Genomic DNA, 14,464 nt, shown 5'->3' on the forward strand with positions numbered 1-14,464 from the left:
GATAGGGTATACTAAGACCAATCAATATGAAGGAGGGATTTTTTGATTTCAACAGCAACGACTTTAGCAGGTTCTAATTTTGATAATTGTATGATGAACGCATCAGGCGTTTATTGTATGGATAGTGATGAATTACTTGCCGTCGAAAATTCTAAGGCAGCAACTTTTGTAACAAAGAGTGGCACGCTTCAACCGCGTAAGGGTAATCCAGAACCTCGTTATTTTGAGACTGAGTTTGGTAGTATTAACTCAATGGGTTTACCAAATAATGGCGTTGATTACTATTTAGATTTTGTCTCTCAAGATCAGATAAACCATCCTGGTAAAACGTACTTTTTATCAATTACGGGGTTTAATCTGGCAGAAGATCTCGAGTTACTTCAAAAAGTAACTGATTCAGATTTCGCAGGGGTTGTTGAATTAAATTTATCTTGTCCTAATGTTCCGGGGAAACCACAAACCGGATACGATTTTGAAACAGTTGACGCTATTTTAAAAGCGGTTTTTGACGTTTATCATAAACCACTGGGTGTTAAGTTACCGCCATATTTTGATATTATTCATTTTGATCAAATGGCAGAAATTTTAAATAAGTATCCTTTATCATATGTGAATAGTATCAACAGTATTGGTAATGGATTGTATATTAATGATGATACAGAAACAGTTGTTATCAAGCCTAAACAAGGTTTCGGTGGCATCGGTGGCGAATACGTGAAACCAACTGCCTTAGCTAATGTGCATGCGTTCTATCAACGGTTGAATAAAGATATTCAAATTATCGGAACTGGTGGTATTCAAACTGGTAAAGATATCTTTGAACACATTCTTTGTGGCGCAAGCATGGTTCAAGTTGGTACAGCCTTAATGGTTGAAGGCCCAGTTATTTTTGAACGACTGACTGCTGAGCTTGAAGCAATTATGGCGGAAAAAGGTTACAGTAGTATTGAGGATTTTAGAGGGAAATTAAATTATTTATAATGCAGGTTAGACTGTATATTAGTCGAATAAAGGAGATTAGAAATTAAAAGGTATGTAGAAATTAGACTAGAAATCTAAATTTTACATGTCTTTTTTTAACTCAATAAAATGGGGAATTAAAAATGGTAAAATATTTGAAATTTTGAGAGTGATTTAACGTATATTATGAGATATATTTTAGCAAACCGATGATAAAAAATTATTTAATTGTGATTATACTAAAAAAAGGTGTTAGTTATTTTATAAATACAGTCCGATTAGTGTAATTAGATAAGAGAGTGAATGAGGCAGATTGACATTCGTCAAAAATTAAAAATGAAAGCGTTGACAAAAAAAGAAACCGAATATATAATAAGGTAATGGTTAGTTTGATAAATTAACTAACTGGTTGCATTTTTAAATGGTAATAAATTAGGAAGATTTAGTACTGGCACAAAAGTTTGAATATGGGATGTGAATTAAAAGATTAATTTACGTCTTTACGTGATATTAATTTAATTAAGAAAGGAGTGCAGGTATGTTTTTTGAAGAGAAAGGTAAACTTGTAAGGCGGTACGATGAAGAAACTGTTTGGATTGCACCCTGGGGAGAAAATAGTTTGAGGATACTATCTTCACCTGAAGGCGAATATCCTGATGAAGAGGGGGCGCTCACAGAAGATATAAAAGATTTATCTTCTTCCGTAGTTATTAATATTCGTGAAGACGAGGCGGAAATTAAGAATGGAAACATATCAGCATATGTTGATAACAGAAACAAAATTATTTTTAAAAATCAAGAAGGTAAAATACTTCTCGAAGAATATATACGACAAAGAGCAGTTAAGCATGATACTGGAAGTGAAGATGCTAATTTCGAAATAATGAAAGCGTTTAATTCGACGCTTAAATTAAAATCAAGGGAGTTTGTATCACAAATTGGAGGCGATTATTCTTTAACAACGAGATTTGTTTCTGATCCAAATGAAAAAATATTTGGTATGGGACAATATCAACACGATTTTTTAAATCTAAAAAATACTGTACTTGAATTAGCACATCGTAATTCTCAACTAAGTGTTCCATTTTACATCTCGAGTTTAGGATATGGATTTCTTTGGAATAATCCGGGCATTGGCAAAGTTTCGTTTGCTAAAAATATTACAGAATGGTATTTACAATCCACTACGCACTTAGATTATTGGATTACAGCTGGGGAGACACCGGCCCAAATTGAGGAGAGCTACGCCAATGTCACGGGAAAAGTTCCCACAATGCCAGATAATTTATTGGGTTTGTGGCAAAGTAAACTAAGATATCAAACACAAGACGAATTGATGGGTGTTGCTAGAGAATATGATAGTAGGGGTATTCAACTATCTTCCATAGCGGTTGATTATTTTCATTGGCCTGAGCAGGGTGAATATAAATTCGATGATCGATATTGGCCTGATCCAAAGGCAATGGTCGATGAACTAAAAAAAATGGGTATTGAACTAAATGTTTCAATATGGCCAACTGTATCAACTGGGACAGAGAGATACCAGGAGTATTTGGAAAAAGGTTACCTGGTAAAGGTTAATCGTGGGGTTAGAACTACAATGCAAACGCAAGGAAATACCGTTTTTATGGACGCGACAAATGAAGAAGCACAAAAATATGTATGGGGTTTAATTAAAAAAAATTATGTTGATTATGGTATTAAAAATTTTTGGATAGATGTTGCGGAACCGGGATATGCAGTTTACGATTTTGATAATTATCGTTATAAAAAGGGAACCAATTTGCAAATAGGAAATCTATATCCGGTTGGGTACTTAAAAATGGTATACGATGGGTTAGCGGCGGAAGGACAAGGGTCCGTAGTAAGTTTAGTTAGGGGCGCTTGGGCGGGGGCACAAAAATACGGAGCGTTAGTGTGGTCTGGTGATATTGACTCCAGTTTTGAAGCATTTAGAAACCAAGTAAATACGGGATTAAATATGGGGATTGCTGGAATTCCATGGTGGACAACTGATATAGGGGGATTCCATGGTGGTAACCCTAGCGACATGGAATTTAGAGAATTAATGGTTAGATGGTTCCAATACGCAACATTTTCTCCCATTTTAAGGTTGCATGGAGATAGACAGCCACATACTAAGGCATTGGGAGTTGATGGTGGGGGTAAAATGATTAGTGGTGGACCAAATGAAATTTGGTCGTACGGACAAGAGAATGAAAAAATATTTATGAAATATTTTTTCATTCGAGAAAAATTAAAATCATACATTAGTAATTTGATGAAACAAGCGCATGAAAAAGGGACCCCACTGATGAAACCTTTATTTTATGACTTTTATAAGGATAGTCTTTCGTGGGATGTAGATAACACATATATGTTTGGAGATGACTTATTAGTGGCTCCAATAATGGAGTATAAACAAAGAGAACGATTAGTGTATCTTCCTGAAGGTAGTCAATGGATTAGCACATTAAACGGTGAAACGTACAATGGTGGAAAAAGTTATAATATTTCTGCAAAATTAGATGAAATACCCGTATTTGTTAAGCACAATAAAAATAAAGATTATCAAAATAATTTAATTAATATATTCAGGGAGGAAGGAAATGTATAAAATTGTTATAGTAAGCCACGGTACCCTGGCAGAAGCTTTTTTTGAAACATTAAAATTATTTTCGCCTGAAATTAGTGGCGTTTATACCGTAGAACTTGATAATAAAGGAATTAATATCTTTGAAAAAAGAATAGATATATTGATTGAAAAAATCAAAAATGATAACGTTTTAATTTTTACGGATTTATTCTATGGTACGCCATTCAATGTATTATCAAAAAAAATTAATAGTTTTAAAGGTGATAAAGAAATTGTAGCAGGCGTTAATTTGCCGGCTTTAATGGAGGCAATGTTGCAAAGGAACCAAATGACCATTTCGGAAATTATTCCGTTGATAAAACAGGCAAATAAAGCAATTTTATTAACTGAAAAATTAACTAATGAAGTAAATGATGATGATGAGTAATGATAAAAAGGGGGAAAAATAATGGAAGTGCAAATTTGGCAAATGGTATTAGTAATTCTATATGGATTTTTTATAAATTATGAAAAAAATAGTACTATGTTTAGTACTTATCAACCGGTTACGGCGGGGTTGGTGGTAGGATTGATAATGGGGGACATGACTACTGGTTTATTCATCGGAGGGACTTTACAATTGATGTCCCTTGGGATAAGTAATTTTGGAGGGGCATCTATTCCGGATTACCAGACTGCAAGTATCGTTGCAACATTTATTACAATTACAACTGGACAGGCTGCAAGTTTGGGAATTACGATTGGAATTCCGGTTGCATTATTAATGGTTCAATTTGATGTTCTCAGACAAGCGGCAGGTATTTATTTAGTGCATAGAGCCGAAAAATCGGCCGAAAATGGTGATTACAAGAAAATTTCTTCAATGCAAATGATTGGTGTTGTTTTAACTGTGGCTACAACAGGTATTCCAGTCTTATTGGCAGTTGTATTTGGGCCTAAGTTGGTTAATGCAATATTAGCATATACTCCTGAATGGCTTACAGGAGGACTAACGGTTGCGGGGGGGTTACTTCCGGCCGTCGGTATTGGGTTGTTATTACGTTACCTACCAGCAAAAGAATATATAAGTTATCTAATAGTTGGATTCGTATTGGTATCATACCTTAAGATTCCATTACTTGGCGTGGCATTATTAGGTGCCGCAGTTGCTCTAATTAACTTTAAAAATGGATCTAAAACGGTTTCGAACCAAGTAGAGGGAGGTATGGATGAAGATGAGTAAAAATGATAAAGTCGTAAGTAAAAAAATTAGATATAGCGTTTTATGGAGATGGATATTTACTAACAGTGTCTCATCGAATTATGAAAAAATGCAGGCTTTAGCATATTGTTATGCTATGCTTCCATTTTTAAAGGTTGTTTATAAAGATAATCCCGAGGCATTGAAGGCGTCTGTAAAAAATCATTTACAATTCTTCAATACAAATCCATGGATTGCGCCTTATATATTGGGGGTAAACGTGGCTATGGAGGAAAAGAGACAGGGCGCGGAAGCTAATGAGGCAATTGCTTCTATTAAAACTGGATTGATGGGGCCAGCGGCCGGCGTGGGTGATAGTTTATTTGTAGTAATTCCATGGACTATATTTGGAGCAATTGCCGCAAATATGGCCATTGATGGAAGTCCAGTTGGAGTTTTTCTCTGGATTGCAGTAAGTATAGGAGTGAAATTATTAAGTTTTCCATTATTTAAATCTGGTTACGTATCCGGGACAAAATTAATAGAAAATTTAGATAAAAGTTTAAAAACCTTAACGGAAAGTACCGCAATTTTAGGATTAACCGTAATAGGGGCTTTAATTCCTTCGGTGGTTAAAGCAAATGTTGCGTTTAAATTTAAACAGGGTAATTTCTCGATGACCGGACAAGAAGTACTTAATCAAATTATGCCGGGGTTGATTCCGGCGGCCGTAGTATTTGGTGTATACTTTGCCTTGAAAAAAAATGTTAAACCGGTTACCTTGATTCTTATCGTGATGGTATTGTCAATTATTTTATATGTTTTGAATATTTTAAAATAGGAGGTTATTGGAATGGAAGGTATTAAACATATCCGAATAGATGATCGATTAATTCATGGTCAAGTTGCCACGATGTGGACAAATAAATTAGGCGTCTCAAGAATTATGGTAATTAACGATGAGGTATCAAAAAATGATATACAAAAATCGGTACTAAGAATGGCTGCTCCTTCAAATGTCAGTACGTCTTTAATTTCGAAAGATACTGCATTTAAAAATATACAAAGTGGAAAATACAAAGGACAAAGTGTTCTGATTATTGTAAAATCTCCGTTAGATTTATTAGAACTTTCCAATAGAGGAATGGATATTGGGGCGATTAACGTAGGTAATATGTCTGCTAAAGATAATACGAGAGTTATTCGTCCAAGTATTAGTGTGACGCCGGAAGAAGAAGAAGCGCTAATAGAACTAATCAATAGGAAAATTGAAGTGACGGCTATTATGACACCTGATGACTCAAAGATATTGTTGAAAGATTATTTATAAATTTAAAAATGCGTACGCTGATAGCGTAGTTTTTAAAATTAATGTGGTTGTTCATACATCGGTGTTGTCTTAAATAGTATTTCTGAACGTATATCAAAAGGGTATTGTCATAAAGTGACAATACCCTTTTGATATACGTTACTCGCGTTTACGGGAGACTAAAACCAAGATGTCTTAGATATTCAATACTCAAACTAGTGTGGATTGATTCCGGTTATTACTATATTTTTCATTTTAATTTAAAATAAAAAAATTTTGTATTAATTTATCGTAATACGTTAAGATGGCGGAAACATAGCTAAAAGTACTTTGTAAAAACTTTAATAAGTGAATAAATAATTTTCTCTCAATTATTAAGGGAGAGAATTACTTTAGGGTCAGGTATCTTCCATGAATGAGAGTAGTTATTTAATATGCATTGTCTTGAGCTGGTGAATTACATTGACGTTGTGTTAAGGTAGTATTACCAAAAGCGGTATTCTTTTTAAGATAAATTAGATTATATTTGTACCTTATGTAAATATTAGTTGCGGAATTTGGTATGAGTAAACATTGATATGTTTTTGAGTCATCACTATACTAGTGAGATAAATATGATTGTTCAGGATATTAATAATACGTGAGGAAGTAATTAAAGTGGAAAAAGTGACATTGCGAGGGGATAATTCAAAATTAGTTTTACAGCAAATTTTTAATAATGAAAATATTTCTAGGGCGCAAATATCAAAAAACTTAAATTTAAATAAGGCAACCGTATCAAGTATTTTTAATGAATTGGAAGAACAAAAAATCGTTGAGAAACATGGCGAAGGTGACAGTACTAAAATAGGTGGCCGGAAACCAATAATGTTAAATATAAATCAGGATTATGGATACACGATTGCGCTTGATATGGGTTACGATTATCTGGATGTCATGTTAAATCATTTTAATGGAAAAATGATTTCTTATAATCGTTACCAATTAAAGGTTAACGATTTGACGAATGTTTTAAGTATTATTAATGAAAAAATTAACTTTTCTGATAAGAAAGAAACGTTGCATGGACTTTTGGGTATTGGAATCTCAGTTCATGGGGTTGTTGATAATAATTATGAAATTACTTATTTACCATTTTTGGATTTGCAAGGTATGTCAGTCATTGAAGAACTTAAAAAAATGGTAGATGTTCCAATTAGTATAGAAAACGAAGCCAATTTAGCGGCCATTTTTGAACGTGATTTTGGTGACAAGGTGATCAGTAATTTAATTACAATCAGTATTCATAAAGGAATTGGTGCGGGATTAATTATTGATAATGAGCTTTACCGAGGGTGGAGTGGTGAGGCGGGAGAAATCGGAAGAATGTTAATACATTCTGAAAATGAAATTGCGGGAAGTACATATCGGATTGAAGATGTGTGCTCGCAAGATGCAATTATCAATAAGCTGAAAATTGAGTTGAAAAAAGAAATTGAATTGGATGACGTACAGAAATTGTATTACCAAAATAACGTCATTGTGAAAAAGGAAATTGATTATTTTGTGCATTTAATAACAGAGGTCGTACACAACGTTAATGTTGAATTTAATCCGGAGATTATTTATTTGAATTCACCATTAATTGAAAAGATACCGATAATTATTGATCAAATTAATGCTGAATTAAAAGTAGTTTCGAGTAAAAAAGTAACAGTTAAATTATCAAGTAATGTTGAATTATCAACGTTACTTGGAGCCATGTCTGCTATTACACACCGAGTGCTAGATATGGGGAAAATAAAAATTAAGTTTTAATTGAATTAAGATAATTTTAAAAAGGTAGGGCCAACAGGGCACCTACCTTTTTTGACGAGAAAAATAAAGTTATCAAGAAAGCGCTTGCTAAATAAATAGGCACGTATTATAATAAGTTTGTAAACAAAACTAACTAACTAAAAGGGGAAATATATTATGTCATTATTCGAACAAGAAAAATTAACTTACGTAGGAAATACGAAAGACTTACAGGCAGGTAATGGATTTCATTACTATAATGCCGACGAAATTGTTAATGGTAAAAAAATGAGCGAATGGCTCAAATTCTCAGTTGCTTTCTGGCATACAATGGACCAACGCCTAACTGATCCATTTGGAGATGGGACTGCTCAACGTCCTTGGGATACAATTGAAGACCCAATGAAACAGGCTATTGCTAAAGTTGATTATCTATTTGAATTTCTTGATAAAATGGGTGTTGAATACTTCGCTTTCCATGATCGTGATTTAGCACCAGAAGGGGATACATTACGTGAAACAAATGCCAACCTTGATAAAGTAATTGACCATATCGTTAAAAAAATGGAAGAGACTGGAAAGAAAGTCCTATGGAATACATCAAGTCTTTTTACAAATTCACGTTTTGTTGCTGGTGGCGCAACTGCACCATTTGCTGATATTTTTGCTTACTCGGCAGCACAAATTAAACATTCATTGGAAATTGCTAAACGTGTTAATTCTCAATCGTATGTATTCTGGGGTGGCCGTGAAGGTTATGACTCATTATTGAATACTGATATGAAATTGGAACAAGATCATATTGCTAAATTCTTTAGATTAGCTAAGGACTACGCAAATGAAATTGGCTATACTGGCCAATTCTTACTTGAACCTAAACCAATGGAACCCTCAACACATCAATATGATACTGATGCTGCAACAACTATTGCATTCTTAAAAACATATGGTTTAGAGAATGACTTCAAACTTAACCTTGAAGGAAACCATGCTTACTTAGCCGGTCACACTTACGAACATGAAGTTCGTGTTGCTCGCGATGCTAACTTATTGGGTTCATTAGATGCTAACATGGGTGATAAATTAGTTGGTTGGGATATTGATGAATTTCCAAATGATATTTACGAAGCAACATTAGTGATGTATGAAATGTTGAAAAATGGTGGTTTACCAACAGGTGGATTGAACTTTGATGCTAAACCTCGTCGTCAATCATTTGAAATGCAAGATTTATTCTTATCACACATGGTTGGTATGGATACTTATGCTGCCGGTTTACGGGTTGCTACTAAATTAATTGAAGATCGTGTATTCGATAAAGTTTTAGATGATCGTTACAGTTCATTTAAATCAGGAATTGGTGCAGATTTTGAAGCAGGAAAAGTAAGTTTCAAAGAATTTGAAGATTACATTATCGATAAACCACAAGCAGAACTTATTGCTTCAACAAAATCAGGTCATTTGGAACAATTAAAATCAACATTAAATAATTACATTTATTCAGTTTTAGGTAAATAGCGAAAAAGATAAAAGAGCAGTGGAGTGAATTCCGATGCTCTTTTATTTTCTAAAATGGTTAAAATAAAATTTAGAAAGAAGCGAATGAAATGGGAGTTGTATTAGGAGTTGATTTAGGGACGAGTGCCGTTAAAGTATCAGTTGTAGACCGAAAAGGAACGATTATTGCCCAGGAAGGATACGATTATCCTTTATCACAGCTTAAACCGGGATATAGTGAACAAAATCCTGAAGATTGGGTTACGGCAACTACGGTCGCAATTGCGCGTTTGATTTTAAATGATCACATTAAACCCGAAGATATCGAAGGGATTAGTTACTCCGGTCAAATGCATGGACTTGTCTTATTGGACGAAAATAATCAAGTTCTGCGTCCCGCAATTCTATGGAACGATACGCGAACAACTGCGCAACGTAAGGAAATTCTTGATGTGATGGGACAAGAATTTATTGATATTACTCGGAATGTTCCATTAGAAGGATTCACATTGCCTAAACTATTGTGGGTTAAAGAAAATGAACCTAAAATTTATGCAAAAGTAAAGACATTCCTGCTACCAAAGGATTACCTGCGTTATCGGATGACTGGCAATTTGGCAATGGAGTATTCAGATGCGGCGGGTACGGTCATGTTAGATGAAGCCAATAAAACTTGGAGCAAGGAGGTTGCTGAAAAATTTGATCTGCCATTGTCTATTTTCCCCGGCTTAATTGAATCAATTGAACTAGCAGGTAATATTAGTGATTCTTATTCGGCATTTTCAGGATTGACCACTGATACTAAAGTTTTTGGTGGCGCAGCGGATAATGCGGCTGGCGCAATTGGCGCAGGAATTTTATACCCTAACATGGTTATGTCATCAATTGGGACCTCGGGGGTTGTGTTGAAATATGAAGATTCGGCCGATGTGAATTATAATGGTAAATTGCACTTTTTCAATCATGCCATCCCAAATAAATATTACACAATGGGCGTGACATTAGCAGCCGGATACAGCCTATCTTGGTTCAAGAAAACCTTTGCCGAAGACGCAGATTTTTCAACGTTTGTTTTAGATGCAGATAAATCGACGGTTGGGGCTAATGGATTGTTATTTACGCCTTATATCGTTGGAGAACGAACACCGCATCCAGATAGTGATATTCGTGGAAGCTTCATCGGAATTGATGGAACTCATACAAAAAATGATTTTACGAGAGCCGTTTTGGAAGGTATCGTTTTCTCGTTTGAAGATATTATGACAATTTTTGATGCACAGGGAAACGATTTTGATACCGTTGTTTCAATTGGTGGTGGGGCTAAAAGTCCCGTATGGCTACAGATTCAGGCAGATATTTTTAATAAAAAAGTGGTTTCATTGGTTAACGAGCAAGGGCCAGGTATGGGCGCCGCAATGATTGCTGCAACAGGTGCCGGTTGGTTTGACAGCTTACAGGATACGGCTAAAGAATTCGTGAGTTATGGTAAAGAATACTTACCCAATCCTGAGAATGTTAAAAAATATCAAGAATTATATCAACTTTATACAAAAGTTTACCAACAAACGGCTGAAATTAGCCATGGATTAATGAATTATAGACGAAATGATATTTAGGGTTAAATAAAATGAGACGATTTACTGGTGCGCTGGTAAATCGTCTCATTTTTATAAATCAACAGCACAATAATGATTATTATTTAAGTTCAAATAATAACTTGTGAAATGGATTACTGCCACAAAAATATGTTCATCATAAATATCCACATTTATGATTGTAAACGCTTGCTAGAAGCTAGATACAATGCTATGCTTTAGGTGCGTTAAATCGGGTACAATATAAAGGGGCGGTTAATATGGCAGAATACATTGCAAGTGATTTAGAAAAAGATATCACAATTATTAATACTTTTGATTTGGAAACAGATGCGGAAAAGGTTATCCCAAAGGGTGGATTTGGTTATATTTCTAGCGGAGCTGGAGATTTATATACTTTAGAAGAAAATATTAGATCATTTAATCATAAATTAATTAAACCACGAGTGTTACAAGAAATTGACAATCCGGATACAAAAACAAGTATTTTTGGTGATGAAATCACGTCACCTATTATTATGGCACCGGTTGCTGCCCATGGACTAGCTCACGTTAAAGGCGAAATTGATAGCGCAAAAGGTGTCTCAGATTATGGGTCAATATATACAGCAAGCTCATTTGCGACAAAATCATTTAAAGAAATGTCTGATCAAGCAAATGGACAACCACAATGGTTCCAATTCTATATGAGTAAAGATGACGGTATTAACCGTAATATTATGGATGAAGCAAAGGCTAATGGCGTAAAAGCAATTGTTTTAACTGCCGATGCAACTGTTGGTGGTAACCGTGAAACGGATAAACGTAATGGGTTTACTTTCCCATTAGGAATGCCAATTGTTCAGGCCTACCAGAGTGGTGTTGGTCAAACAATGGATGCCGTTTATAAATCAGCGAAACAACGTCTAAGTCCAAAAGATATTGAATTCTTAGCAGAATATTCAGGATTACCTGTCTTTGTTAAAGGTGTTCAAGATGGCGAAGATGCCAGTGTTGCAATTAATTCTGGTGCCGGCGGTATTTGGGTATCAAATCATGGTGGCCGTCAGATTGATGGTGGAATTGCTGCTTTTGATGCATTACAAGGTGTTGCAGAGACTGTTAATAAACGTGTCCCAGTAGTTTTTGATAGTGGCGTTCGACGTGGTGCCCACGTTTATAAAGCTTTAGCAAGCGGTGCAGATTTGGTTGCAATTGGTCGTCCAGTTGTTTACGGATTAGCACTTGGTGGACATCAAGGTGTTCAAAATGTCTTTAATTATTTCCAACATGAATTAGAATTAACAATGCAATTAACGGGTACACATAATATTGATGAAATTAAACGGACCAAATTAGTTGATAATCCTTACGGAAACTAATATATTATAAATTAATAAAATTATTTTTTAGAAAACGTAAAAATGAATTGAGGATAGTATTTTGAATAAAGCGAGAATCGAGGCGTTCACGGATGCCGTAATTGCTATTTTACTGACAATTATGGTGCTGGAATTTACCGTGCCTGAAACCCCTGAATTAAGCGAGTTAATTAAAATTATTCCATATTTCTTCTCATATGCGACTAGTTTCTTGTTTATGGGAGTTGGTTGGTTTAGTCATCATTTTATGTTCAGTTTAACAAAACGTGTAACGAAAAAAATCTATTGGCTGAATAATTTTTGGATTTTTTCAATGTCATTCATACCGGTTTCGACCGCTTGGACTGGACGATTTATGTTTGATAAAGTACCAGAATATGCCTACTTTGCAGTTTGTTGTTTTTGGAGCTTTACCTGGATTTTATTGGCACGCGAAATAAAAGCTGTTAATGAAGAAAAACATCCAGAAGTTAGCCACAAAATTGATCGTATGATTACTTATGTTATTTTGACTAGTTGGTATTATCCAGTATTGATTGGGTTCGTACTTGTAAGTATTTACTACTTCCCACCTACGGCGATGATCGCACAACTAATTATGTTAAGTGTCATGGCCATTAATACAAGAAAAGATGGCGATAAAGTTTTTAATGAAAAATAGAGCTGTTAACTGGTGAAGCAAACCGGTTAACAGTTTTTATTTTTGTAAAAACATTAAAACACGAACGTTTATTTTGTTAATATAAATAAAGTGCGCTTTTACTATTGATTTTTAATTTAAATCGCGTAATATAATGCGTATAATACAAAAAAGAAAACACGGGGAGATTATATCGCATGGATGACGCAGAGAAAAAGGTAGGATTTTTTGAACGATTTTTTCATATTAATGAATTAGGGTCAACCGTTAAGCGTGAATCGATGGCAGGATTAACAACATTTGTATCAATGGCCTATATTTTATTTGTTAATCCGCAGGTATTGGGAGCGGCAGGTATGGATAAAGGTGCAGTCTTTACGGCAACAGCGATATCTGCTGCATTTGGTTGTTTCTTGATGGCGTTCTTAGCAAATTATCCAATCGCAATCGCGCCTGGTTTGGGTGATAATGCGTTCTTTACTTATTCAGTTGTTATTGGAATGGGTATTCCATGGCAAACAGCAATGGCTGGTGTTGTAATTTCATCAATTATTTTTATGATTATTACTCTGTTTAAAATTCGTGAAATTGTGATAGATGCAATCCCACATGACTTGAAATTAGCGATGGCCGCAGGTATTGGCTTATTCATCGCCTTTGTTGGATTGCAAGAGGGTGGATTAATTGTTGGAGACAAATCAACCTTAGTTGCGATTGGTTCATTGACTGTCCCAACAACTTGGTTGACTGTTTTCGGACTTGTTGTGATTGTTGTTTTGATGGCAAAAAAAGTTCCCGGTTCAATTTTCATCGGAATGATTGCGACAACTGTCCTAGGTCTTGTTATGGGCCTCATTAAATTACCAACACAGATTGTATCTTCTGTTCCAAGTATGGCACCAACATTTGGGGTGGGAGTTGAAAATTTACATAAAATAGATTCACTTCAACTCTGGTCAGTTGTTCTAATTTTCTTAATGGTTGCCTTTTTTGATACAGCAGGAACATTAATTGGATTAGCAACTCAAGCCGGATTTATGAAAGACAACAAGATGCCAAGAGTTGGTCAGGCATTATTGGCGGATTCAGCTTCAATGATGGCCGGATCTGTCTTAGGAACCACACCAACTGCTGCTTATGTTGAATCATCTGCCGGAATCGCCGTTGGTGGGCGAACTGGATTAACGTCATTAGTTGTTGGTGCAATGTTCGTACTGAGCTTATTCTTCTCGCCCCTTTTAACGGTTGTGACCTCACAAGTTACAGCGCCCGTTTTAATTGTCGTGGGTATCTTAATGGCACAATCATTAAAAGGAATCGATTGGAGTCGTTTTGAAGTAGCTGTACCAGCATTCTTAATGGTTGTGGGGATGCCTTTAACTTATAATATTTCGTACGGTATTGCCTTTGGGTTCATCTTATATCCTGTCACAATGATTGCAGCGGGTCGTAGAAAAGAAGTTGGGCCAGTAATGTATGTACTACTCTTTGTTTTCTTATTCTTGCTTTATGTCTTAAATATTCTTCAATAATAAAAATGATAGGTGGAA

12 protein-coding genes are annotated in these 14,464 nt (G+C 35.0%); all 12 read left to right on the forward strand.

Annotation, left to right across the window (positions count from 1 at the left end; all coding sequences use genetic code 11):
* Window positions 1–42: 42 nt before the first annotated feature.
* The 12 genes from N0K80_RS04085 (at window position 43) to N0K80_RS04140 (ending at window position 14,446) form a co-directional block, all read left to right on the forward strand.
* Window positions 43–981, forward strand: coding sequence for a dihydroorotate oxidase (locus tag N0K80_RS04085; RefSeq protein WP_269023860.1), 939 nt, complete (start codon window positions 43–45; stop codon window positions 979–981).
* A 517-nt stretch (window positions 982–1,498) separates the two neighbouring features.
* Window positions 1,499–3,577 carry a glycoside hydrolase family 31 protein gene (locus N0K80_RS04090; protein WP_269023861.1) on the forward strand — a complete coding sequence of 693 codons (2,079 nt, stop codon included), beginning with the start codon at window positions 1,499–1,501 and terminating at the stop codon, window positions 3,575–3,577.
* A complete protein-coding gene (locus N0K80_RS04095; RefSeq protein WP_269023862.1) occupies window positions 3,570–3,983 on the forward strand; it encodes a PTS sugar transporter subunit IIA in 414 nt (137 codons plus the stop codon). Before N0K80_RS04090 ends, N0K80_RS04095 begins: the two co-directional genes overlap by 8 nt.
* A 21-nt stretch (window positions 3,984–4,004) precedes the next feature.
* Window positions 4,005–4,778, forward strand: coding sequence for a PTS mannose/fructose/sorbose/N-acetylgalactosamine transporter subunit IIC (locus N0K80_RS04100; protein WP_269023863.1), 774 nt, complete (start codon window positions 4,005–4,007; stop codon window positions 4,776–4,778).
* Window positions 4,765–5,577 carry a PTS system mannose/fructose/sorbose family transporter subunit IID gene (locus N0K80_RS04105; protein ID WP_407932683.1) on the forward strand — a complete coding sequence of 271 codons (813 nt, stop codon included), beginning with the start codon at window positions 4,765–4,767 and terminating at the stop codon, window positions 5,575–5,577. The genes N0K80_RS04100 and N0K80_RS04105 overlap by 14 nt, the downstream gene beginning before the upstream one ends.
* 12 nt (window positions 5,578–5,589) lie before the next feature.
* Window positions 5,590–6,066 carry a PTS system mannose/fructose/N-acetylgalactosamine-transporter subunit IIB gene (locus N0K80_RS04110; RefSeq protein WP_112250858.1) on the forward strand — a complete coding sequence of 159 codons (477 nt, stop codon included), beginning with the start codon at window positions 5,590–5,592 and terminating at the stop codon, window positions 6,064–6,066.
* A 636-nt stretch (window positions 6,067–6,702) separates the two neighbouring features.
* Window positions 6,703–7,842, forward strand: a complete 1,140-nt coding sequence (locus tag N0K80_RS04115; RefSeq protein ID WP_269023864.1) for an ROK family transcriptional regulator — start codon at window positions 6,703–6,705, stop codon at window positions 7,840–7,842.
* 156 nt (window positions 7,843–7,998) lie between these two features.
* On the forward strand, window positions 7,999–9,339 hold the full coding sequence (gene xylA / locus N0K80_RS04120) for a xylose isomerase (RefSeq protein WP_407932684.1): 1,341 nt from the start codon (window positions 7,999–8,001) through the stop codon (window positions 9,337–9,339).
* Window positions 9,340–9,428: 89 nt separating this feature from the next.
* Window positions 9,429–10,934, forward strand: a complete 1,506-nt coding sequence (gene xylB / locus N0K80_RS04125) for a xylulokinase (protein ID WP_269023865.1) — start codon at window positions 9,429–9,431, stop codon at window positions 10,932–10,934.
* Window positions 10,935–11,173: 239 nt separating this feature from the next.
* Window positions 11,174–12,274, forward strand: a complete 1,101-nt coding sequence (locus tag N0K80_RS04130) for an alpha-hydroxy-acid oxidizing protein (RefSeq protein ID WP_057974045.1) — start codon at window positions 11,174–11,176, stop codon at window positions 12,272–12,274.
* A gap of 61 nt (window positions 12,275–12,335) precedes the next feature.
* Window positions 12,336–12,935 (forward strand): TMEM175 family protein, encoded by a 600-nt coding sequence (locus N0K80_RS04135; protein WP_186674460.1) that lies wholly within the window; start codon window positions 12,336–12,338, stop codon window positions 12,933–12,935.
* A 176-nt stretch (window positions 12,936–13,111) separates the two neighbouring features.
* Window positions 13,112–14,446, forward strand: a complete 1,335-nt coding sequence (locus N0K80_RS04140; protein WP_269023866.1) for an NCS2 family permease — start codon at window positions 13,112–13,114, stop codon at window positions 14,444–14,446.
* The last annotated feature ends 18 nt before the right edge of the window (window positions 14,447–14,464 follow it).

This window comes from Dellaglioa carnosa (assembly GCF_026948345.1).
GTDB lineage: Bacteria > Bacillota > Bacilli > Lactobacillales > Lactobacillaceae > Dellaglioa > Dellaglioa algida.